Raw genomic sequence first — 24,098 nt, forward strand, 5'->3', positions numbered from 1 at the left:
ACTTTGTTGCTTCTCTCGAAGCGACCTCTTAATCATAACATTTTCAGTTTGCTAGGTCAATACTTTTTTTAAAAAATATTTTCGATAGGCTTGCCTTTCTATTAAAAAGACAACAAAAAGAATTATATCAGTATCATCGCTATGTGTCAAAGCTTTTTTTCATTTCTTTATATAGTAAAAGCGCAGCCTGTTACAGCTGCGCTTTTCGTTTATACTTCTTCCGTTTCTTCCGGCTCTTCTTCATTCTTTTCCACAAGCGCCACAGTGGCTACATGCTCTTGATCAGACATGCGGATCAGACGGACGCCTTGTGTTACACGTCCCGTAGTGGAGATATCATTAATATCCATTCTGATTAACACGCCGCTTGCCGTAATAATCATTAAGTCCTCTTCGCCTTTTGTTGCTTTCACGGTTACTAACGGACCGTTGCTGTCAGTGATTTTACATGTTTTAAGGCCTTTTCCGCCCCGGCTTTGAACTCTGTATTCTGAAGCCGGTGTGCGTTTGCCGTAGCCGTTTTCTGTCACTATGAGGACGTGGGAGTCTTCTTCAAGAATCTCCATGCCTACAACGACATCATCGTCTGTCAGCGTGATGCCTTTAACACCCGCAGCTGTTCGTCCCATTTGTCTTACATCTTCTTCAGGGAAACGGATCAGCAAACCGTTCTTCGTGCCGATGATGATTTGTTTCTTGCCATCAGTCAGGCGGACGGCCATCAGTTCATCGTCTTCCCGGAGACCCAGGGCGATCAGCCCGTTATTCCGTATATTCGCAAACTGGGACAGTGCCGTACGTTTCGACACCCCTTGTTTGGTCGTAAAGAAGAGGTATTGCTCCTCATCAAACGTGCTGACCGGAATAATAGCATTAATCCATTCGCCTTTTTCAACCTCCAGAAGGTTAATAATCGGAATGCCTTTTGCCGTACGGCCGTATTCAGGGATTTCATATCCTTTAGAACGGTATACTTTCCCTTTATTAGAGAAGAACAGGATCGTATCGTGCGTTGATGTGGAAATTAAGTGTTCCACAAAGTCATCTTCATTCGTTCCCATTCCCTGTACGCCTTTTCCGCCCCGTTTTTGGCTGCGGTATGTGGACGCCGGGAGACGTTTAACATAGCCGTTATGGGTCAGTGTGATGACGATATTTTCTCTCTCGATAAGATCTTCATCTTCAATTGTTTCAAGACCGGACGTCACGATTTCAGTGCGTCTCTCATCATTGAAACGCTCTTTGATTTCATTGAGCTCTTCACGGATGATCTCAAGAACTCTTTCTTCATTGGCTAAAATATCTTTCAGCTCGGCGATAAGCGCAACAAGTGATTGATATTCCTCTTCAATCTTTTCGCGCTCCAGACCGGTTAATCGCTGAAGGCGCATATCCAGAATGGCTTGCGCTTGTTTTTCAGTCAGTGAGAATTGTTCGATCAAACCCGTTCTCGCAATTTCAGCCGTCTGGGAACTGCGGATAAGAGAAATAACGGCATCTAAATGATCGAGAGCGATTCTTAAACCTTCCAGAATGTGAGCTCTCGCTTCCGCTTTGCGGAGTTCGTAAGCCGTTCTGCGCCGGATCACAACCTTTTGGTGATCAAGATAATGCTCCAGACATTGTTTCAGGCTCAGCACCTTCGGCTGTCCGTCAACGAGCGCCAGCAGGTTGATTCCGAAAGACGTCTGCAGGGCCGTTTGTTTGTACAGGTTATTCAAAATGACGTGAGCATTGGCGTCACGGCGGATCTCAATGACGATTCTCATTCCGTTACGGTCGGATTCGTCTCGCAGGTCGGTAATTCCTTCGATTTTTTTGTCCCGGACAAGATCTGCGATTTTTTCAATTAATCTCGCTTTGTTCACCTGATAAGGAAGTTCCGTAACAATAATTCTTTCTTTTCCTGATGATGTCTCTTCGATTTCAGCCTTAGCCCGGATTGTGATTGATCCCCGTCCGGATTCATATGCCTTGCGGATGCCGCTCCGGCCCAAAATCTGACCAGCAGTCGGAAAATCCGGGCCCGGGATGTATTCCATCAGCTCCTGGTTTGTAATCTCAGGATTCTCACTTACGGCAAGCACGCCTTCAATGACTTCTCCAAGCTGATGCGGAGGAATGTTTGTCGCCATTCCGACCGCAATACCGGCAGCCCCGTTTACGAGCAGATTCGGAAATCTCGAAGGCATGACGGCAGGCTCTCTTTCTGAACCGTCATAGTTATCTTGATAGTCAATCGTGTCTTTCGTAATGTCACGCAGAATTTCCATTGCGATTTTTGACATTCTCGCTTCTGTGTAACGCATCGCGGCCGCTGAGTCGCCGTCAACCGAACCGAAGTTGCCGTGTCCGTCAACAAGCATGTAGCGGTAGTTAAAATCCTGCGCCATTCTGACCATTGATTCGTAAACCGCTGAGTCACCGTGCGGATGGTACTTACCGATAACTTCACCGACGATACGGGCAGATTTTTTATATGGTTTGTCACTGGTCATGCCTAAATCATTCATTGCGTACAAAATCCGTCTGTGAACCGGCTTCAGACCGTCACGCACATCCGGAAGCGCCCGGGATACGATAACGCTCATTGCATAGTCCAGAAAGGATGTCCGCATTTCCTGACTGATATTGACTTCACGTACTTGTGGTGTGTTTTGTTCACTCATTAAAAAAACCTCCCTGAAGTATCACATGAAATAATGTGGGAGTAGATTGTCCATTATGATCTTCAATACGATTTCACTATTCTCCATTATATCAATAAACTTGTGTTTATACACATTAATTTAGTAGAATATACGGGTTTTGCGGGTTTTCAGAGGCTTTAGAAGCCGCTTTGAGAAAAAAGCCTTATTTCTTAACGAAAATAAGGCTTTCTTGGTTAAATATCAAGATTTTTCACGTATCTGGCGTTTGCTTCTATGAAGTTTCTCCGCGGTTCTACTTTGTCACCCATCAGCATTTCAAAAGTCTCGTCAGCGTCCATTGCATCTTCAAGATTGACTTGCAGAAGCGTTCTGGTCGCAGGGTCCATTGTCGTTTCCCAAAGCTGAGTCGCGTTCATTTCTCCAAGACCTTTATAACGCTGGAGGCCGGGCTTAGGTGATTGCGGAAGCTCTTTTAACAGCTCATCAAGCTGCTTATCGTTATAAGCGTATTCCACCCGTTTTCCCTGCTGCACTTTATAAAGCGGCGGCTGGGCAATGTAGACATAGCCGTTTTCGATGATTTCCCGCATGTATCTGTAGAAGAACGTTAATAAAAGCGTTCTGATGTGGGCGCCGTCAACATCGGCATCCGTCATGATGACCACTTTATGATAACGCGCTTTTTCAAGATTAAAATCTTCGCCGATTCCTGTTCCGAGGGCCGTGATCATTGATCTGACCTCATTGTTTGAGAGAATCTTATCAAGTCTGGCTTTCTCAACGTTCAGAATCTTACCGCGCAGCGGCAGAATGGCTTGGAAATGACGGTCCCGTCCCTGTTTCGCTGATCCGCCCGCAGAGTCACCCTCTACGATATACAGCTCGGAAATGCTCGGATCTTTAGAAGAACAGTCCGCCAGTTTGCCCGGCAGATTGGAAATCTCAAGCGCACTTTTGCGCCGGGTCAATTCCCGCGCTTTTTTCGCTGCCATCCGCGCTCTTGCGGCCATTAAACCTTTTTCAACGATTTTGCGGGCTGAGTCCGGATTTTCAAGAAGGAATGTTTCCAGCGCAGAAGAAAACAGCGTGTCAGTGATCGTTCTCGCTTCAGAGTTGCCGAGCTTGGTTTTCGTCTGCCCTTCGAATTGCGGATCAGGGTGCTTAATTGAAATAATGGCAGTCAGCCCTTCTCTCACATCATCCCCGCTTAAATTCGGATCATTTTCTTTGAAAATCCCTTTTCTTCTTGCATAGTCGTTTATGACACGGGTCAGACCAGTTTTAAATCCGGCCTCGTGCGTCCCGCCTTCGTATGTGTTGATATTATTTGTGAAAGAATAAATATTGCTTGTATAGCTGTCGTTGTATTGCAATGCAACTTCAACCGTTATGCCGTCTTTCTCGCCTTCGATATAAATCGGCTCTTCATGAACGACTTCTTTGGAACGGTTTAAGTACTCAACATAGCTTTTGATTCCGCCTTCGTAGTGGTACTCGTTTTTCCGTTCTTGTCCTTCACGTTTGTCTTCAATCGTGATGTTTACGCCTTTTGTCAGGAAGGCCAATTCCCGGACACGGTTTGAAAGCAGATCATAGTCGTATACAGTTGTTTCTTTGAAGATTTCCGGATCCGGAACGAAGTGCGTAATCGTTCCGGTCTTATCAGTATCACCGATCACTTCAAGATCGGCCACAGGCACACCGCGCTCGTACGCCTGATAGTGGATTTTTCCGTCACGATGAACCGTAACGTCAAGAGTGGTCGACAAGGCGTTTACGACGGACGCCCCTACACCGTGAAGACCGCCGGATACTTTATATCCGCTTCCGTCAAATTTACCGCCGGCGTGGAGAACGGTCATGATGACTTCAACCGCAGGGCGGCCCATCTTCTCCTGGATACCGACCGGAATTCCGCGCCCGTTGTCCTTAACGGTAATGCTGTTATCTTTTTCAATCTCGATATTAATATCTGTACAATAACCGGCCAGGGCCTCGTCAATACTGTTGTCGACGATTTCCCACACCAAGTGGTGAAGGCCTTTGCTGTTAGTTGATCCGATGTACATCCCCGGTCTCTTTCGAACAGCTTCCAAACCTTCTAATACCTGTATCTGATTCTCATCATAACTATTTTGCTGCTGTTCCATAGCCATGCACATTCACCTACACTTTTCTTAAACGATATATTCATTGTAAAGATCCGCTAAGAATCTATTTCTAACATAAATTGCGCACGTTTCTTCAGTGTGCCGGAAGATAAGGGAGAGTAATATATATTCTCAGTCGTGACTACGATAGACTTTGGCGTGCCGTTTACGGACGGCACTACTTTTTCTTTCTGTCTGTCCAGAAATTCTTCAACAATCGGCGATACATTGACCTTGCAGTCAAAAATGCCGACGATATCGCGTGTTGAAACGACAAAGTCGTCACCTAAATGAATATACAATCGCTCACCTCATTTCTTCACTTCACTAACGTACCGTTTTCCACACGGAACATTCCTGCTTGATGTAAGGTATCGTGGTCAATGCCATCCACGCTTGTCGTGGTGACAAATGTCTGCACACGGCCTTGGATCGTATGAAGCAAATGGGACTGTCGGTAATCATCCAGCTCGCTTAGTACATCATCCAAAAGTAAAATGGGGTATTCTCCGATTTCTTCATGAATCAAATCTATTTCGGCCAGCTTCAAAGACAAAGCCGTCGTACGCTGCTGTCCCTGCGAACCGTACGTCTGCACATCGCGTCCGTTCACATAAAAAAGGACATCATCCCGATGCGGTCCGAATAATGTGACGCCTCGTTCTATTTCTTTTTCTTTTAATTTCGAAAAAGACTCCTGGTAGCTGTTACCTATTTTCGACAAATCTTTGGGATCTGATACATCAAGCGCCGTGTGATACTTAAGCGTCAGTTCTTCAAGTCCCCGGGAAATGCCGGAATGGATCGGCTGCGCCCATTTTTCAAGCTGTGCCGTAAACTGCAGACGTTTGGCGACAACTTTTGCGGCTGCTTCAATCAGCTGATCAGTGAGAACGTCAAGCATAGTCCGGTCAGTCTGTTTCCGGCTTTGCAGCTGTTTCAGAAAATGATTCCGCTGTGAAAGGATTTTTTGATAAAGAGATAAATCATACAGATAAACGGCAGAAACCTGCCCGATCTCCATATCGAGAAATCTCCTCCTCACCTGAGGGCTTCCTTTGACGAGATTTAAATCCTCGGGGGCAAACATAATGGTGTTCAGCGCTCCGACATACTGACTGAGTTTTTGCTGCTCTATATGATTGACCTTGCCCTTTTTACCTTTTTTGGAGATGACAAGCTGCATCGGGATGTCCCCGTTGCGCTTCATCACTCTTCCTTCTATTTTAGCATAGTCTTCGTCCCACCGTATAAGTTCTTTGTCATTTGAGGTGCGGTGTGATTTTGCCATCGAAAGGACATAGATGGCTTCCATCAGATTGGTTTTGCCTTGGGCATTTTCCCCGATGATCACATTCACCTTGTTTTCGAATTGAAGCTCAGCGCGCTCATAATTACGGTAGGATGTTAATTCTAAATTTTGGATATACAACCGCTGTCACCCGCTTTAATTGACGACTTGAAATGAACCAAATCCTTCAATCGCGACCACGTCTCCAACGTAAAGCTTTCTGCCGCGGCGATTGTCAGGTTCATTGTTGACAGTCACCTCATGCTCGCTCAGAAACCATTTCGCCATGCCGCCGGACTGAATTACATCGGCTAATTTTAAAAACTGGCCAAGCGTAATCATTTCTGTATCAATCGAAATCGGATTTGCCATAATATCGACCTCTTTCAAATATCACTAATATCTAATTGTACTAAAAAATCCTGAAATAAGGAAAGGGAAAACTTGAGGGAGCGGCTGATGAATAGAAAAGCTGCCGAACTAAGCCGGCAGCACATTCTGTTTGATTAATACGTTCTGACCGGAAGGATGAGCTGAACGATGGTTTCATCATTCGGCGTACGGATAAGAAACGGTCTCATCGCTCCCGTAAAGCTGATACGGATGTCCGCTCCTTCAAGTACTTTCAGTGCGTCCATCATATATTTTGGACTGAATGAAATATTTAATTCCTCGCCGTCAATCTGGTCAGCCAGCACAGCTTCGACCACTTTTCCGATTTCCGGAGAATTTGATGAAATTTCAAGCGAATCCGCCGGTTTGGCAGAAAGCTTTACAACGTTGTTGCGGCCTTCTCTCGCCAATAAAGAAGCACGGTCTATCGCCTGTAAAAATTCCTTCGTGTTCACGACGATTTCCGTTTTGCTTTCCTGCGGAATTAAGCTGGTCGTGTCCGGATAGTTTCCGTCAAGCAATCTTGAGAAGAACAATACGTTTTTCGCTTTGAACAGCACTTGGGTTTCTGTAATCACGATATCAACCAGTTCTTGGTTGTCATCAAGAATTTTGCTCAGCTCGGTTAAGCTTTTCCCGGGAATGACCACGTTATAAGAGCTGTCTTCCGGAATATCAAGCTTCGCCTTTCTTAAAGCGAGTCGGTGGCTATCCGTGGCAGTGCATAATAATTCACCGTTTTCGACTTTCCAGTTTACACCTGTCAAGATAGGGCGTGTTTCTGAGGCGGACACAGCGAACACGGTTTGGCGGATCAGGTTTTTCAAAAGATCCGTCGGAATCTGAATGGCGTGATGCTCTTCGATTTGCGGTAGATGCGGATATTCATCTGCATCAAGGCCGTTTAAATTAAATTCGGCTTTTCCGGAACGGATAATCGTTAAATATTGATTTTGAACTTCGATTTCAACAGTCGCCATCGGCAGTTTTTTAACGATTTCGCTGAAGAAACGCGCTTGCAGCACGATACTTCCCGGCTGATCGATCGTCACGATTTCTTTATCATCTTCTTCTTTCGGAATGAATGACTCGATTGAAATATCAGAGTCACTTCCTGTGAAAGATACTCCTTCATCTGAGGCGACGATCTTAATACCGGTGAGAATGGGAATTGTGGTTCTGGATGAAACGGCTTTTAGAACGTCTTGTACACTTTCGACTAAACGATCTTTTTGAATCGTAAATTTCATGTTTATCCTCCTAACGGATAATATAATTAATATATTTTAAAAATAGCAGTAGTAATAGTAGGGCCTGTGGATTTGTGGATAAGTTGTGAAAAAGACAGGAAACACAGCCTATCCACATGTGGACAGACTGTGTATGGCTATGAAAAAGTTATTCACACTTTCCCCGATTCATCCGAGGGCACTATTATTTAAGCAGTTCTTTTATTTCTTTCACCTGCTGCTGAAGCTGCTCGTCATCAATCAGCAGTTTTGAAATCTTTTCGTGGGCGTGAATGACGGTTGTATGGTCTCTGCCGCCAAATTCTTCCCCGATTTTAGGCAAAGAAGAATCCGTCATTTCTCTTGAAAGATACATCGCAATTTGTCTTGGGAACGCCACGGATTTCGTGCGCTTTTTCGCTTTGAAATCTTCAAGCTTAATGTTGAACTGCTGTCCGACGATCCGCTGAATCTCTTTTATCGTAATGACCTTCGGCTTTGAAGACGGAATAATATCTTTCAATGCTTCTGCAGCCAGGTCTGCGTTAATGTCTTTATTGATTAAGGATGAATAGGCGACAACCCGGATTAATGCCCCTTCCAGTTCGCGGATGTTGCTGTCAATCTGATTTGCGATGTAAAGCATGACCTCGTTCGGAATATCAAGGCCTTCCGCCTTCGCTTTCTTTCTCAGGATGGCAATCCGCGTTTCCAGATCCGGCGGTGTGATATCCGTAATCAATCCCCATTCGAACCGCGAACGCAGGCGGTCTTCAAGGGTCGGGATCTCTTTCGGCGGTCTGTCGCTGGAAATCACGATTTGTTTGCTTTCTTCATGAAGCGTGTTGAATGTATGGAAAAACTCTTCCTGTGTTTGTTCTTTTCCGGCTAAAAATTGAATATCATCTATCAAAAGTACATCAACGTTCCGGTAGCGGTTGCGGAAATCAACGGCTTTATTATCGCGGATTGAGTTGATGAATTCATTTGTGAATTTTTCAGAAGACAGGTACACCACTTTGGCTGAAGGATTATGATCAATGACATAATGGCCGATCGCGTGCATTAAGTGGGTTTTTCCTAAGCCGACTCCCCCGTATATAAATAAAGGGTTGTACGCTTTAGCGGGTGCTTCCGCCACAGCCAGTGATGCTGCATGGGCGAATCGGTTTCCCGATCCGATGACGAATGTGTCGAATGTATATTTCGGGTTGAGCATGCTTTGGGGAAAATCAGACGGTTCCTCTTTTGCCGCTTTTTTCACTTGCGGTTTCGGTAAAAAGTCTTCTTCGTCCTGATTTTGAGGAATGACAAATTTGACGCTCAATTCTTCCCCGGTTAATTCATATATGGTATCTGCAATGAGATGTAAGTACCTGGACTCCAGCCAGTCTCTGGCAAATTCATTAGGAGCGGTGATGGTTAAGGTATCTCCTTGCAGCGAATGGGCTTTCGTCGACTTCATCCAAGTTTCGAAACTCGGTTTGCTTAGCTTTTTCTCAATTTGAGCTAGAGCTTGATTCCAAAGATCCAATATATTCTCCATTATCCGGCACAGCCCTCCTTTTCTTTAAAAATCAGCGCCCTTTCCCTGTTATAGAACACAAAAAAAGAGCATATGGCTCTGACCATTCGTACACACGAAATGTTGAAAACATATAGTATAGTAGAAAAATAGCTTTTCGACAAATTCCACAAGTTGTGGACAACAATCTACACAAGCTGTGTGAAAACAATCCACAACTTATCCACAAATTGTGGATAAGGAGAATGGACTGGATAAGTAATTAAGAGTTAAAACACAAATATAATATCAAATTAAGCGAGGACTTGCAATGGTTCTCGTAATCTTATCCACAAACCTGACAACTTGTTGAAAAATCTTTGTCCACAGGGGTTAGCAATGTGAAAATGTTGTCGATAACGATTGTGGATATTAAAAAAAGACCGAAAAATTATCCACATGTCGTTTTTTCGAGGGAGCGCGGTTTTTTTTTGCGTTAAAAAAAGGAATATGAAAAATAAGGTTTCTAAACTGATTAAGGTATGTTATCCTATTATGGTTGTAAGAAATAAAAGCACTGCTGAAGTTGACAATGAATAGGCAGCACAAATATAATAAGTAAGACTGTCTTTAACAGCTATTCCTCGAGGGAGGTGTCATAAATGAAAAGAACATTCCAACCGAATAACCGTAAACGCAGTAAAGTTCATGGCTTCAGAAGCCGTATGAGTTCAAAAAACGGTCGTCTAGTATTAGCACGCCGTCGCCGCAAAGGCAGAAAAGTATTATCAGCTTAGGCCACTGAATAATGTCAGTGGTCTTTTTTCACATTAAGAGAGTGAGATGTCATGCGTCGCCCGGTACTGGAGAAATTTCTTCAGTATTCCGGCGGCCCGTTTTTTTTAGATAGAAATAAAAGTTTCTGCGAGTGAATATCGGAGTGAATTAAAGTGAAGAAGCGAAATCGGTTAAAGAAAAATGAAGATTTTCAAAAAGTGTTTAAACGCGGAACGTCTATGGCAAACCGCCAGTTCGTGCTGTATACGCTTGATCAGCCGAAACAGGAAGAGCTCCGGGTAGGGCTTTCTGTCAGTAAAAAAATCGGCAATGCCGTCGTGCGCAATCGGGTGAAGCGGTTAATAAGGCAGGCTGTTCAGGAGGAAAAAGAGCTGCTCAAGCCGAAAGATTTTATTATTATCGCAAGAAAACCCGCCGGCGACCTCAGTTTTGAAGAAACGAAAAAGAGTCTGCAGCACTTATTCAGAAAAACCTCATTATATAAGAAATCTTCGTCAAAATAGCTCATATTTTGTTTTCTTCACGTTTTTAAAAGCGCTTCCTTTTATTTGGCGAAAAATGAACGCCATTTGAAACTGAAAGATGCTAAAATACATACAAGGTTTATAAAGATTGGTATAGGAGGAAACGTTCTTGAAAAGGAGAATATGGTTACTACTGAGTATGGTCGGTATGCTCGTGCTGCTGGCCGGGTGCTCGAGTGTGAAAGAGCCGATTACGGCGAATAGTCCGCATTTCTGGGACAAATATGTTGTGTATCCATTGTCAGAAGTCATTACGTACGTAGCGAAACTGACGGGCGATAACTATGGTTTATCGATCATCATCGTTACGATTTTAATTCGTCTGCTGATTCTGCCGCTGATGATCAAGCAGCTTCGAAGCTCAAAAGCGATGCAGGCGCTGCAGCCTGAAATGCAGAAGCTCAGAGAAAAATACAGCTCTAAAGATCAAAAAACGCAGCAGAAGCTTCAGCAGGAAACAATGGCCCTGTTTTCAAAGCACGGGGTAAACCCGCTGGCGGGATGTTTCCCGATCCTGATTCAAATGCCGATTTTGATCGGATTCTACCACGCCATTATGCGTACGCAAGCCATTTCACAGCACAGCTTTTTATGGTTTGACCTAGGAGAGAAGGATCCTTACTATATTCTTCCTATCGTTGCCGGTGTGGCCACTTTTGTCCAGCAGAAGCTGATGATGGCCGGAAATCCGACTCAGAATCCTCAAATGGCAATGATGGTATGGATTATGCCGATCATGATCATCGTATTTGCGATCAACTTCCCGAGCGCACTTTCTCTGTATTGGGTAGTCGGAAACCTGTTTATGATTGCTCAGACATTCCTTATTAAAGGACCTGACATTAAACACGATCCGGAAACGCAGAAAGCGGGAGGAAAGAAAAAGTGAAGAAGGTGACTGCTGCGGGACGGAATGTCGAAGAAGCAGTTCAATCAGGCCTTCAGGAACTTCAACTGACGAAAGATCAAGTAGAAATAACGGTGGTGCAAGAAGAATATAAAGGGTTTTTGGGTATTTTCGGAAAAAAGAATGCGATCGTAGAACTGGAAGAGAAAAGAAATCCTGTTCAGGAAGCGAAAGCGTATTTGGAAGAAATCATCCATTCCATTGCCGGACCTTCTGAGATTGTTACGGAAGAAAACAAGAAAACAGTCTGTTTTCACATTAAAGGTGAAAAAGCGGCGCTGCTTATTGGCAAAAGAGGACAAACACTCAATGCCCTGGAAACATTGACGCAGCTTGTTTTGAACCGCGGCTCCGGCCAGTATCGCCAAGCTGTTGTCGACGCTGAGAATTATCGGCGGAAAAGAAGAGAAATTTTGGATCAGCTGGCAAACAGGCTGGCCAAGCAAGTGTCGAAAACGAAAAAAGATGTGCATTTAGAACCGATGCCGTCAGGTGAAAGAAAAATCATCCATGACGCGCTGTCAAAGCATCCAAATATCAAAACGTTTTCTACCGGTGAAGGCCGGTACCGCCATCTCGTTATTTCCCATAAAGATAGCAGAAAACCGAAGTCCGGGTAAAATCGGAACTTCGGTTTTTTTATTGGTAAAAGTGGCTCTATTCCTAAGCAGAATCGCATTTTTAGCGTTTAAGTTTTTTCTTTTTCGGTCTATGCTGTTGATAAAAAAGGTTTTAGGAAATAAAATTAATTGTTATTCACATGTGGATAAGTTAAAGTAATAAGGGATGAATTTCTGCCTTTGTGGATAACGTATCTTCCACTTCAAACCAAACTATGTTATCTTTTAATTTTGGCGTAAATAAAATTTTTTATATAGATGGAAACAGAGATAAAGAGAGGTGAACAGCATGGATACAATTGCAGCGATTTCAACTCCGATGGGTGAAGGCGCGATCGCGATCGTTCGGCTGAGCGGCCCGGAAGCCGTAAAGATCGCCGACAAAATGTACAAGGGTCCGAAAGGCAAAACGCTCAGTTCGGCAGAATCGCATACCATTCATTACGGGCATATCGCGGACAGCACGACGGGACGGATTATTGAGGAAGTCATGGTGTCTGTTTTAAGAGCGCCCAGAACATTCACAAGGGAAGATGTCATTGAAATCAACTGTCACGGGGGTATTGTGACGGTTAATCAGGTGCTCCAGCTTGCTTTAAGGGAAGGCGCGAGACTGGCAGAACCCGGTGAGTTTACGAAGCGCGCATTTTTAAACGGACGGATTGACCTTTCACAGGCGGAAGCGGTGATGGATCTGATCAGGGCCAAAACGGACCGTGCCATGAATGTCGCCATGAACCAGATGGAAGGACGGCTTTCCGCGCTTGTCCGCCGTCTGCGTGATGAGCTGTTAGAAACACTTGCCCATGTTGAGGTTAATATAGATTATCCGGAATATGATGACGTCGAAGAAATGACGCATCAGCTTTTAGTGGAGAAGGCAAGCGGCGTGAAGAAAGAAATCGAGGCGCTGCTCCGTACGTCTGAGCAGGGGAAAATTTTGCGTGAGGGACTGTCTACCGTGATCATCGGCCGTCCGAACGTCGGAAAATCCTCTCTGCTTAACAGCCTTGTCCATGAAACGAAGGCGATCGTAACCGATATTCCGGGAACGACGCGTGATGTGATTGAGGAATATGTCAACGTGCGAGGCGTGCCGCTTCGGCTTGTCGATACCGCCGGAATCCGTGAGACAGAAGATATCGTCGAAAGAATCGGTGTGGAACGGTCACGGCAGGTTCTGAAGGAAGCGGATCTCATTTTGCTTGTGCTTAACCACAGCGAAGAGCTTTCTGAAGAAGATGTAAAATTGTTTGAAGCCGTTGAGGGAATGGACGTCATTGTCATTATGAATAAGACGGACCTTGAGGCTAAGATTGACGCTGAGCGCGTCAAGGAACTGGCGAAAGGCCGGCCTGTCGTCACGACCTCATTGCTGAAAGAAGAAGGCATTCAAGATTTAGAGGAAGCGATTCAGTCGCTATTTTATACAGGAGCGATCGAAAGCGGAGATCTCACCTATGTCAGCAACACCCGTCATATCTCGATTCTGCATCAGGCAAAGCAAGCGATTGATGATGCGCTGAACGGAATTGAACAGGATGTTCCGATTGATATGGTCCAAATTGATTTGACAAGGTGCTGGGAGCTGCTGGGCGAAATCATCGGTGATGCCGTCCACGAAAGCTTAATTGATCAGCTCTTTTCACAATTTTGTTTAGGTAAATAAAAGGGAGGAAAAAACCATGGGGTATGAAGCAGGCCAATACGACGTGATTGTCATCGGCGCCGGGCATGCCGGTGTTGAGGCTGCCCTCGCATCCGCGCGCCAGGGAGCCAAAACGCTTGTTTTGACGATTAATCTTGATATGGTTGCGTTTATGCCATGTAATCCGTCTGTCGGCGGCCCCGCAAAAGGGATTGTCGTCCGCGAAATTGACGCGCTCGGCGGAGAAATGGCTAGAAATATAGATAAAACTCATATTCAAATGAGAATGCTGAATACAGGAAAAGGTCCGGCCGTACGGGCGCTGCGTGCGCAGGCGGATAAATTCCAATATCAGCACGAAATGAAGCATACGCTGGAAAAAACACCGAATTTGACACTTCTTCAAGGGATTGCCGAGCGTTTAATCATTGAAGACGGAGAGTGCCGCGGTGTCATTACGCAAACCGGTGCTGAATATAAGGCAAAAACGGTCGTGCTGACAACCGGAACGTATTTAAGAGGACGGATCATTCTCGGTGATTTGTCTTACTCAAGCGGTCCGAATAACCAGCAGCCGTCTATTAAACTTTCTGAGCACTTAGAGGAGCTCGGTTTTGATCTCGTCCGTTTTAAAACGGGCACGCCTCCTCGTGTCTCAAGCGATTCCATTGATTACAGCAAAACAGAAATCCAGCCGGGGGACCAGGTTCCGCGCGCTTTCTCATATGAAACGGTTGAATACATTACCGATCAGCTGCCTTGCTGGCTGACTTACACGAGTCCTGAGACTCATGAGATCATCGACAGCAACCTGCATCGTTCGCCAATGTATTCCGGTATGATTAAAGGAACGGGACCGAGATACTGCCCTTCGATTGAAGATAAAGTCGTTCGGTTTAATGATAAACCGCGTCATCAGATTTTCCTTGAGCCGGAAGGCAGAAATACGCAGGAAGTATACGTTCAAGGTTTATCCACGAGTCTTCCTGAGGACGTGCAGCAGCGGATGCTGGCGACCATTCCGGGACTGGAAAAGGTGCAGATGATGAGAGCCGGATACGCGATTGAGTATGACGCAATTGTACCGACGCAGCTCTGGCCTACACTGGAGACGAAAAAAATCCCTAACCTGTACACAGCCGGTCAAATTAACGGTACATCAGGTTATGAGGAAGCAGCCGGGCAAGGAATTATGGCAGGGATCAACGCAGGCCGCAAAGCGCTTGGAAAAGAAGAAGTGATCCTCAGCCGTTCCGATGCTTATATCGGTGTATTGATTGATGATTTGGTAACGAAAGGAACCAATGAACCGTACCGTCTGCTGACTTCACGGGCGGAATACAGACTGCTGCTCCGTCACGACAACGCGGATCTTCGTCTGACGGAAATCGGCCACGATATCGGCTTAATTTCTGATGAGCGCTATGAAGCGTTTGAGAAGAAAAAAGCGGCGATCGAGGCAGAGAAAAAACGTCTCTGGTCTGTTATTATCAAGCCGTCTCCTGAGAATCAGGAATATATCCGTTCACTCGGCGGAAGCGAGCTGAAAGACGGAGTGCGCGGCACAGATTTAATGAAACGTCCGGAAATGAACTATGAAACAGTGACAAAACTTGCGCCTGCAGATTCTCCGGTTCCGCAAGATGTGGCGGAACAAGTGGAAATTCAGGTGAAATATGAAGGATATATCGAAAAATCCTTGCAGCAAGTGGAAAAGCTTAAGAAAATGGAAAACAAAAAAATCCCTGATCGGATTGATTATGACGCCATTAAAGGAATTGCTACTGAAGCCCGTCAAAAGCTGAAAGAAGTGCGTCCTTTATCAGTTGCTCAAGCGTCCCGTATTTCCGGCGTCAATCCGGCAGACATTTCAATCCTGCTGGTATACCTGGAGCAGGGCCGTATTGCCAAGGTAGCTGAATAGAAAGGATGACGGCATGAATATAGAGGAATTTACATCCAGTTTAGCGGAGAAAGGGATTTCCCTTTCTGACCGCCAGCTGGAGCAATTCGAGTTGTATTACCGGATGCTCGTGGAATGGAACGAAAAAATGAATCTGACATCCATCACTGAGAAAAAGGAAGTTTATCTCAAGCATTTTTATGATTCGATAACGGCGGCATTTTATATTGATTTTGAAAAGGTCACCACTCTTTGTGATGTCGGCGCCGGCGCCGGTTTTCCAAGCCTGCCCATCAAAATCTGCTTCCCGCATCTGCATGTCACCATCGTCGATTCACTGAATAAGCGGATTACGTTTTTGGAAACTCTCTCTGATGCTTTACAATTAGAGCATACGACATTTGTCCATGACAGAGCGGAGACATTCGGACAACGGAAAGACGTACGGGAAAGCTTCGATCTCGTGACGGCCCGTGCGGTGGCGCGTCTGTCGGTCCTGAGTGAGCTTTGTCTGCCGCTGGCCAAGAAAAACGGCGTATTTGCCGCACTAAAAGCAGCAGCAGCTGATGAAGAGCTGAAAGCGGGGCAAAAGGCGATTAAAGTATTGGGAGGAGAGCTTGAACAAGTTCATTCCTTTACACTTCCTGTTGAAGAAAGTGAACGGAACATTATGATCATTCGCAAGACGAAAAGCACTCCGAAAAAATATCCGAGAAAACCGGGTACTCCAAATAAATCGCCAATTGAAGGGTAATTTAGACAGCCTGATGTGACAATTCCATCATATTTTCTGCAAAATTGATGAAGATACAGCAGGAAAAACCATGAGAAAATAGAATTATAAAAATGGCAGTTTTTAAAGGTGGTGTAGGTACATGAAGCATTCATTCTCTCGTTTCTTCGGGTTTGGTGAGAAGGAAGAGGAACCGGAGATAGCTGAGCATGATACAAACAAAGAAGAGATACTCGAAATACCGGTACATGCTATCGTTCCCAACCGTTTTCAGCCACGCACCATTTTCTCAGATGAAAAAATCAAAGAGTTAGCAATGACTATCCATACACACGGCATCATTCAGCCGATTGTTGTCAGACATACAGAAGATGAAGGACAATATGAGCTCATTGCGGGTGAAAGGCGCTGGAGAGCGGTACAGACGCTTGAATGGGAGAAGATTCCCGCAATTATTAAAGATTTTTCTGATACGGAAACAGCATCTGTCGCTTTGATTGAAAACCTGCAAAGGGAAGAATTGTCCTCCATTGAGGAAGCTCATGCGTACGCAAGGCTGTTAGAACTTCATGATTTAACACAGGAAGCCTTGGCGCAGCGCTTAGGAAAAGGCCAGTCAACGATTGCGAACAAGCTCCGATTGTTAAAGCTCCCGGAACCGGTCCAGGATGCGATTATGGAGAAAAAAATTACGGAACGTCATGCAAGAGCACTGATTCCGCTCAAACAGCCGGAGCTTCAGGTCACATTGCTTGCGGAAATCATTGAGAAAAGCTTAAACGTCAAGCAGACGGAAGACAGAGTGGTGAAAATGCTTGAACAGAATAAGCAGAAACCAAAGCCGAGACGCAAAGCGTTCAGCAGGGATACAAGAATTGCGATGAATACGATTCGTCAGTCACTGTCCATGGTAGAAGACAGCGGCGTCAGACTGAATACTGAAGAAGAAGAATTCGAAGAGTACATCCAGCTTACCATTCGGATACCTAAATAAAAACTCTCCTGATCAGCAGGGGAGTTTTTATTTTAATCAAAAAACTATTTTGAGATAATGATAGATTTATTGTGCACTATACATTATATATGTAAAATTTTATCTTTTTGTGTCGTGAATTGTCTTTTTACAGTCAAAAAAGTCACTTTATCGGAGAACTTATATTAGAAAGTGTCTTTTTCGTTTACATTTTTTTCACTTGCTGATAAACAAATTATGAAAAAAATAAAACGCTTTACTCTTTTTTTGATAAGATAGAAACAAGACAGTACATGTTCATGTGAAGGTAGGTGACATCGTGGGAAAAATCATAGCAATTACGAACCAAAAAGGCGGAGTCGGGAAGACGACGACTTCTGTTAATCTGGGGGCTTGCTTGGCTTACATAGGTAAAAGGGTTCTTCTTGTTGATATTGATCCGCAGGGCAATGCAACGAGCGGATTAGGGATTGAAAAAGCCGATGTGGATCATTGTGTGTACGACATTTTAGTAGATGATGCAGATGTTACAGATATTATTAAACCGACTTCAGTAGAGAACTTAGATGTCATTCCGGCCACGATCCAGCTTGCGGGAGCGGAAATCGAATTGGTTCCGACGATCTCACGGGAGGTCAGGCTGAAAAGAGCATTAGAATCAGTGAAACAAAATTACGATTACATGATTATTGATTGTCCTCCGTCTCTCGGGTTATTAACGATTAATGCGCTTACTGCTTCAGATTCAGTCGTTATCCCGGTTCAGTGCGAATACTACGCTCTTGAAGGATTGAGTCAATTATTAAATACAGTTCGGCTTGTGCAAAAACATTTAAATACCGACTTAATGATAGAAGGAGTGCTTCTGACGATGCTTGATGCCAGAACGAATCTCGGCATTCAAGTGATAGAGGAGGTAAAGAAATACTTTAGAGATAAAGTGTATCAAACCATTATCCCTCGCAATGTCCGTTTAAGTGAGGCGCCGAGTCACGGCAAGCCGATCATATTATACGATCCGCGTTCGAGAGGTGCGGAAGTATATTTAGATTTAGCAAAGGAAGTGGCAGCGAATGGCTAAAGGCGGGCTCGGAAAAGGGATTAACGCGTTGTTTAATCAGGTTGATTTGTCTGAAGAGACAGTGGAAGAGATTAAAATCAGTGATTTGCGCCCCAATCCTTATCAGCCAAGAAAACAATTTGACGATGAGTCATTAGCTGAACTGAAGGAATCCATCATTCAGCATGGCATTCTTCAGCCCATTATCGTGAGAAAATCATTGAAGGGCTATGATATTGTAGCCGGCGAACGCCGTTACCGCGCCGCAAAACTTGCCGGTAAAGAGACAGTGCCGGCTATCGTGCGGGATTTATCTGAATCGCTGATGCGGGAAATCGCTCTTTTGGAAAACCTTCAGCGTGAAGACTTATCACCGCTTGAAGAAGCTCTGGCATATGACTCACTGCTGAAGCATTTGGATTTAACCCAGGAACAGCTCGCTAAACGGCTCGGGAAAAGCAGGCCTCATATTGCCAACCATTTAAGACTGCTGACGCTGCCGGAAAGCATCCAGAACCTCATTGCAGAAGGTACGTTATCCATGGGACACGGCAGAACCTTGCTTGGTTTGAAAAATAAAAACAAGCTTGAACCGCTTGTGAAGAAAGTGGTTGAAGAACAGCTGAACGTCCGTCAGCTTGAGCAGCTGATTCAGCAGTTAAACAACAATGTTCCACGTGAAACAAAGAAAAAAGAACCTGTTCAAGATGTTGTGTTAAAAGAGCGGGAATCGTATTTGCAAAATTACTTCGGAACAACAGTAAATATTAAGAGACAAAAGAAAAAAGGGAAGATTGAGATTGAGTTTTTCTCAAATGAAGATCTTGAACGTATCCTAGAACTATTGTCTGAAAGAGAAGCGTAAAAACCATCTTTTTTTAAAAGATGGTTTTTTATATACGTCTTGTCAGCTTATGAAACGGACTGAGCCGTTCCTGCCGGCCTTCTGATTTATCTGTCAGCTGTAACCCCTCTGCTAAAACATTTGCCATGCTCATAACAAGATGAAGCCTCGTATTCTGCAGGACAAAATACTCCATAAACCCGCTGACATTGACGATTCCATTGATATGGACGTCACCAATTTCAGGAAGGTCTTTTTGAACACCTGCTCCGGGCTTCAGCGGCCCATCGCCGATTTGAAATGAGCCTACGCTTTTGACGCGGCCTAAACAAGCATCAACCGCTATAATAAACGGATTTTTATGTAGATGTTGAATATCTTTCAGCTTGTCTTTCATATTGACGGCGTGAACAGGATCTGACAGCGTGCCGTAAACGTGCAATCTGCCTAAATTCATTTTTTCTAACTTTGTTCCTACGAGCGGACCTAATGAATCTCCGGTCGACCGATCTGTACCGATACACACGGTGACTAACGGTCTGCCGGCTGCTTTACGTAAAGATGAAGTAAGGATCGCTTGTATTTGATTCGCAGCAGAAGAATCCGTATGAGATACATATTGTTTTGCCCGTTCTTGAGAAAAAAGCCCGCCTTTTCGATTCATAAGGTTCACTTCCTTGTCATGTCATACGAGTATTACATTGTTGTTTTTGGTGATGTAGGTTGTTTACAGTATATCCAGCGCTGCCTTTTTTTATGCTTATGTCATGATCAGCATGCCGGTTGTTTGAAAAGAACGGGATAGAAAAAAGAACTCAGAGCAGTTATTCTTTAAGTTCATGAAAGAAATAAGACCATTTGATCTACATTACATATTGCTGATGATCTAATTTCAGCGCTCTTTTTTCTGTAGAAAAGAGGGTAAATCCTAACTGAGCGTAGAGTTTTTTTGCGGGTTCATTTGTTGAGTAACAGAGAGATGGAGCTGTCTGTGTCTTTCATCTTTTTTGCTGCCTGGCTGATGGCTTCCGTCAGTAACGCTTTTCCTGCGCCTGACCTTCGATGTTTGGGGGAAATATACATAGAACCGATAACCGCAATGTGTCTTAGTTTAAACAGCGAATGCTTGGAGATCTTGAGGATTCCTATCAGTCTGTCTTTTTCAAAGGCACCAAGCACGATGGCATTACCGGATTCAAGCCTCGCGTCCGGGTGATCTTTTGAAGCTTTGAGCCTGATATCGGTGTAAGGCTTGGTATCATTTGCGGTTAAACGCCTGATGTACATGATTTGAGCTCCTTATATAAATAAAATTTTCTGAATAGTCAATCGTCGTTATCATACCATATTTGTCCCATTTGTATGAATGATTGCCGCTGTCACTCAATATAGTAGCAATATGCGGAGATTATCAGAAATTTTATGAGGTGATGAGGGTGTGGAGAGCCGGGATGAAGTGGATGCTGCTCATATTAAGCAGCCAGATTGGGGCTGGGTATGCAAGCGGGCAGGAAATATGGCAGTTTTTCGGTGTCGAAAGCGGACTGGCTATTGTATTGTTTACAGTCATGTTTACGATTTCGGCTTATATTGTGTTGAAGATCAGCTATCGGGTTCAATCAACGCACTTTTTACCTGTGCTTGAGCATCTGATGGGGCCGGCTCTTGCTAAAGTCTATGATGTGCTTATTATGTTTTATTTGTTTTCAATGACGATGGTTATGATTGCCGGCGGCGGTGTGACGCTGCAAATGTACAAGCTGCCGTTTTGGATCGGTATTTTTCTTCTTTGCATTGTGACCGTCGGTTTATTCTTTTGGGATATAAAAGGAATATTATCTCTGAATAGTATTTTGATACCGATTCTTGTAGCGGGGCTGTTATATGCATTGGTCTTTTTTCAGACAACCCATCATTACACGTGGACGATAGATTTGACCCGCCAGTATAATTGGCCGGCAAGCATTACCTTCACGTCCTTAAACATCCTTTCTGTTGTCGCTGTTCTTTCTTCAATCGGGAAAGATATGAAAGGACTGGGAGAAGCGAAAATCGCAAGCGTTGCAAGCGGGCTGATTTTCGGTGTGATTTCATTTGTTTACAATGAAACGCTTGTGCAGCTTTCAGGCAGTCTTACACAATATGAGATGCCTCTTTTCGCCGTCCTTGAAGGCGCTCCTTATCCGTTATTTCTTTGTATGGCCGCCGTGCTTTTTTTAGCCATCTATACGACAACCGTGACCGGTCTGTTCGGGCTTTCCAGCCGCATGCTTGCATTTGTGAAATTGCCGAGATGGACGCTCGTAGCTCTTCTTTTAGCTGTGATGGTGCCTTTTACGACAATCGGTTTTTCAGATTTGATCGCCATTTTATATCCCATTTACGGGCTTTTGAGTCTTTATTTGCTAGTATGTCTTCTTCTTTACCCTATTTTAGGGAGATGGAAAAAAGTATAATGCTCATTTTGAGTGCGGCCGTTGCTCTTATCCTGTCTTTTTTTGTACAATAAATAAAGCAGTCTATGGAGAGAGGTGAAGGGTCTTGGCGGATAAAGACTTTGGCCTGAATGATATTGTTGAAATGAAGAAACCGCATCCTTGCGGTGAAAACAGGTGGAAAATCATTCGGATGGGAATGGATATTCGGATCAAATGCACGGGTTGTTCCCACAGTGTCATGATTCCGAGAAGAGATTTTGAGAGAAAGCTGAAAAAAGTACTCGTCAAGCATGAGGAGCCTACATCATAAGGGCTGGCGCTCATGCTTTTTCATATAGAGGAGAGGAAGAGGCCCGATGAGCAAAGTGCATCAGTCAGCGTGCCCGCTGAATTGCTGGGACAGCTGCGGCTTTTTGGTGACAGTTGAGGATGGAAAGGTGACGAAAGTAGACGGAGACCCGAATCATCCCATTACGGAAGGAAAAATTTGCGGCCGGGGCAGAATGCTGGAGACGAAAACGAATGCGCCGGAACGGCTTCGTTTTCCTTTAAAAAAGAAAGACGGCGAATTTGTCCGCATTTCCTGGGAGCAGGCGTTAGATGAAATCGCGGAAAAAATGGCGGTGATTAAGGAGACGTTGGGCACTGCCGCAGTGCTGCACAGTCATGATTACGCCAATAACGGTCTTTTGAAGGCGCTCGACCAGCGTTTTTTCAATGGATACGGCGGTGTAACGGAGATTGCGGGCAGCATTTGCTGGGGTTCCGGCATTGAAGCGCAGCGCTGGGATTTCGGGCGTTCTTACGGGCATGGACCGCTTGATATTTATCACAGCAAGCATGTGATCGTATGGGGCAGAAACGTGTCCCGGACGAATATGCACCTCTATCATCATCTGCAGCAGGTGAAGAAAAAAGGAGCGACACTGACGGTCATTGATCCTATTTTTAACCCGACTGCAAAGCTTGCCGATCGGTATATATCCGTCAAACCCGGCATGGATGGCTGGCTTGCGGCGGGTGTTTTAAAAATATTATGCCAAACCGGCAGAACCGATTCCGATTTCATTCAAAGGCATTCGGTCGGTTTTGAAGAAATAGAAAAGCTTCTGAAGACGATTTCTTTTGAGGAGATCATTGAGAAAACAGAAACGTCTTTAGAAGTGCTTGAATATCTTGCTGATTTATATGCTGACGGTCCCGCCTCCACTTTTATGGGTCTTGGGATGCAGAGATATAAAAACGGGGGCGGGACGATACGGTGGATTGACGCTTTAGCTGCGGCGAGCGGAAATGTCGGTATCAAAGGCGGCGGCGCAAACTTCGGAAATGTGCAAGTCGGTGAAAGCTTTGCAAAGGCCGAGCTCACCCGTCCTGATCTGAAGAAAAGTTCGAGAACGTTTTCGATGATGACTCAAGCTGAAGAGGCGCTGAATGCAGCCGATCCGCCGATTGAGATGATCATCGTGACGTGCGGCAATCCGCTGACACAGGTGCCGAATACAAAAAAAGTGAAGGAAGCGTTTGAAAAAACACCGGTCACAGTGGCCATTGATTCGGTCATGACCGATACGGCGAAGCTCTGTGACTATGTGCTGCCGACGGCCGTTATTTTCGAAGAGGAAGATATTTATTATTCCAGCATGTATCATCACTATGTTCAATATGGCAAGAAGCTTGCGGAACCGCAGGGAGAGGCAAAATCAGACCGCTGGATCTGGACGGAACTCGCAAAGCGTCTCGGATTCGGGGAGCTGTTTGATTACAGTACGGAAGATTTCTTAAAAATGGGGCTCTCTTCTTTGGAGAAAGAAGGAATCACCCTTGAGCAATTAAAGGAAAAAGGACATATGCCGCTTCCGGTCAAACAGGTTCCGTGGAGTGATTTTCAATTTTTAACCCCGAGCGGAAAATTTGAATTCGTCTCGTCACTGGCAGAAGAGAAAGGATACAGCGGCCTCCCTCAATTGGAGGTGCCGGAGGAGTCTGTTTATCATGACGCCGGGCTTGCCGGGAAATACCCGTATACGCTGCTGTCCATTCACCCGCAGCGCTCCAATCATTCACAGCACGTGCCGTTTATTGAAAAGCTTCAGCAGATTCAGGTGGATCTGTCGCCGGATATCGCCGAGGAGCTTTCACTTCAAGACGGAGATACGGCAGAGGTATACAATGACCGCGGCCGTCTGCGCGGCAGGGTGAAAATCATGAAGCAGGCTCACCCGAAGACGGTGAATATAGATGAAGGCATGTGGGCGGCATTCGGAGGCTCCGTCAACATGCTCACAAAGGATTCAAATTCCGATAATGGAATGGGAAGTACGCTTTTTGACTGTCTGGTAGCGGTTAAAAAAGGATAATCTAAGGAGAGAGAGGGCGGGAAATGCTTTTTTCTCAGCTTGTCTTTTCCTATGAACCTCCTTATAATTGCT

General features: G+C 44.8%; 22 protein-coding genes. 13 read left to right on the forward strand and 9 right to left on the reverse strand.

Annotation, left to right across the window (positions count from 1 at the left end; genetic code table 11):
* Positions 1-209: 209 nt before the first annotated feature.
* The 7 genes from gyrA to dnaA form a co-directional block, all read right to left on the reverse strand.
* On the reverse strand, positions 210-2,669 hold the full coding sequence (gene gyrA, locus K3G25_RS10290; protein ID WP_014416706.1) for a DNA gyrase subunit A: 2,460 nt from the start codon (positions 2,667-2,669) through the stop codon (positions 210-212).
* Positions 2,670-2,884: 215 nt separating this feature from the next.
* On the reverse strand, positions 2,885-4,801 hold the full coding sequence (gyrB, locus tag K3G25_RS10295; protein WP_014720600.1) for a DNA topoisomerase (ATP-hydrolyzing) subunit B: 1,917 nt from the start codon (positions 4,799-4,801) through the stop codon (positions 2,885-2,887).
* 56 nt (positions 4,802-4,857) lie between these two features.
* A complete protein-coding gene (remB, locus tag K3G25_RS10300) occupies positions 4,858-5,103 on the reverse strand; it encodes an extracellular matrix regulator RemB (protein WP_004392908.1) in 246 nt (81 codons plus the stop codon).
* Between the two features lie 17 nt (positions 5,104-5,120).
* Positions 5,121-6,233 (reverse strand): DNA replication/repair protein RecF, encoded by a 1,113-nt coding sequence (recF, locus tag K3G25_RS10305; RefSeq protein WP_007409910.1) that lies wholly within the window; start codon positions 6,231-6,233, stop codon positions 5,121-5,123.
* Between the two features lie 15 nt (positions 6,234-6,248).
* Positions 6,249-6,464 (reverse strand): ribosome maturation protein RlbA, encoded by a 216-nt coding sequence (rlbA, locus tag K3G25_RS10310; RefSeq protein ID WP_004392910.1) that lies wholly within the window; start codon positions 6,462-6,464, stop codon positions 6,249-6,251.
* Between the two features lie 134 nt (positions 6,465-6,598).
* Complete coding sequence (dnaN, locus tag K3G25_RS10315; protein ID WP_014416704.1) at positions 6,599-7,735, reverse strand: DNA polymerase III subunit beta; 1,137 nt, start codon at positions 7,733-7,735, stop codon at positions 6,599-6,601.
* A gap of 184 nt (positions 7,736-7,919) precedes the next feature.
* Positions 7,920-9,260 (reverse strand): chromosomal replication initiator protein DnaA, encoded by a 1,341-nt coding sequence (gene dnaA, locus K3G25_RS10320; RefSeq protein WP_004392913.1) that lies wholly within the window; start codon positions 9,258-9,260, stop codon positions 7,920-7,922.
* A gap of 620 nt (positions 9,261-9,880) precedes the next feature.
* On the opposite strand from dnaA, the gene rpmH reads away from it, so the two are divergent.
* From rpmH to K3G25_RS10370, 10 genes are all read left to right on the forward strand, one after another.
* Complete coding sequence (gene rpmH, locus K3G25_RS10325; RefSeq protein ID WP_003178075.1) at positions 9,881-10,015, forward strand: 50S ribosomal protein L34; 135 nt, start codon at positions 9,881-9,883, stop codon at positions 10,013-10,015.
* Positions 10,016-10,168: 153 nt separating this feature from the next.
* Positions 10,169-10,519: a ribonuclease P protein component gene (rnpA, locus tag K3G25_RS10330; protein ID WP_004392944.1), complete on the forward strand. Its 351-nt coding sequence runs from the start codon at positions 10,169-10,171 to the stop codon at positions 10,517-10,519.
* A 160-nt stretch (positions 10,520-10,679) separates the two neighbouring features.
* Positions 10,680-11,429: a YidC family membrane integrase SpoIIIJ gene (gene spoIIIJ, locus K3G25_RS10335; protein WP_007409906.1), complete on the forward strand. Its 750-nt coding sequence runs from the start codon at positions 10,680-10,682 to the stop codon at positions 11,427-11,429.
* The gene (gene jag, locus K3G25_RS10340) at positions 11,426-12,067 is read left to right on the forward strand and encodes an RNA-binding cell elongation regulator Jag/EloR (protein WP_017418434.1); all 642 of its coding nucleotides are present in this window, start codon (positions 11,426-11,428) and stop codon (positions 12,065-12,067) included. Before spoIIIJ ends, jag begins: the two co-directional genes overlap by 4 nt.
* Positions 12,068-12,356: 289 nt before the next feature.
* Positions 12,357-13,736, forward strand: a complete 1,380-nt coding sequence (mnmE, locus tag K3G25_RS10345) for a tRNA uridine-5-carboxymethylaminomethyl(34) synthesis GTPase MnmE (RefSeq protein ID WP_007409903.1) — start codon at positions 12,357-12,359, stop codon at positions 13,734-13,736.
* A 16-nt stretch (positions 13,737-13,752) separates the two neighbouring features.
* On the forward strand, positions 13,753-15,639 hold the full coding sequence (gene mnmG / locus K3G25_RS10350; protein ID WP_029973051.1) for a tRNA uridine-5-carboxymethylaminomethyl(34) synthesis enzyme MnmG: 1,887 nt from the start codon (positions 13,753-13,755) through the stop codon (positions 15,637-15,639).
* Positions 15,640-15,652: 13 nt separating this feature from the next.
* Entirely contained in the window at positions 15,653-16,372 is a 720-nt protein-coding gene (gene rsmG / locus K3G25_RS10355) for a 16S rRNA (guanine(527)-N(7))-methyltransferase RsmG (RefSeq protein WP_007409901.1), read from the forward strand.
* Positions 16,373-16,493: 121 nt separating this feature from the next.
* Positions 16,494-17,345 (forward strand): nucleoid occlusion protein, encoded by an 852-nt coding sequence (noc, locus tag K3G25_RS10360; protein ID WP_007615083.1) that lies wholly within the window; start codon positions 16,494-16,496, stop codon positions 17,343-17,345.
* Between the two features lie 298 nt (positions 17,346-17,643).
* The gene (soj, locus tag K3G25_RS10365) at positions 17,644-18,405 is read left to right on the forward strand and encodes a sporulation initiation inhibitor protein Soj (RefSeq protein WP_007409899.1); all 762 of its coding nucleotides are present in this window, start codon (positions 17,644-17,646) and stop codon (positions 18,403-18,405) included.
* A complete protein-coding gene (locus K3G25_RS10370) occupies positions 18,398-19,249 on the forward strand; it encodes a ParB/RepB/Spo0J family partition protein (protein WP_004392966.1) in 852 nt (283 codons plus the stop codon). Before soj ends, K3G25_RS10370 begins: the two co-directional genes overlap by 8 nt.
* 28 nt (positions 19,250-19,277) lie before the next feature.
* On the opposite strand, the gene yyaC is transcribed toward K3G25_RS10370, so the two are convergent.
* Positions 19,278-19,892: a spore protease YyaC gene (yyaC, locus tag K3G25_RS10375; protein WP_004392969.1), complete on the reverse strand. Its 615-nt coding sequence runs from the start codon at positions 19,890-19,892 to the stop codon at positions 19,278-19,280.
* Between the two features lie 293 nt (positions 19,893-20,185).
* Positions 20,186-20,515, reverse strand: coding sequence for a GNAT family N-acetyltransferase (locus K3G25_RS10380; RefSeq protein ID WP_223257575.1), 330 nt, complete (start codon positions 20,513-20,515; stop codon positions 20,186-20,188).
* Positions 20,516-20,658: 143 nt separating this feature from the next.
* Between K3G25_RS10380 and K3G25_RS10385 the strand changes: the two genes are divergently transcribed.
* From K3G25_RS10385 to K3G25_RS10395, 3 genes are all read left to right on the forward strand, one after another.
* The gene (locus tag K3G25_RS10385; RefSeq protein WP_099721928.1) at positions 20,659-21,684 is read left to right on the forward strand and encodes a YkvI family membrane protein; all 1,026 of its coding nucleotides are present in this window, start codon (positions 20,659-20,661) and stop codon (positions 21,682-21,684) included.
* 85 nt (positions 21,685-21,769) lie between these two features.
* Entirely contained in the window at positions 21,770-21,976 is a 207-nt protein-coding gene (locus tag K3G25_RS10390; protein ID WP_004392973.1) for a DUF951 domain-containing protein, read from the forward strand.
* Positions 21,977-22,022: 46 nt separating this feature from the next.
* Complete coding sequence (locus K3G25_RS10395; RefSeq protein WP_100262115.1) at positions 22,023-24,026, forward strand: molybdopterin-dependent oxidoreductase; 2,004 nt, start codon at positions 22,023-22,025, stop codon at positions 24,024-24,026.
* Positions 24,027-24,098 lie beyond the last annotated feature (72 nt).

It is taken from the genome of Bacillus sp. FCW2 (assembly GCF_021228595.1).
In the GTDB taxonomy this organism is placed as follows: domain Bacteria; phylum Bacillota; class Bacilli; order Bacillales; family Bacillaceae; genus Bacillus; species Bacillus velezensis.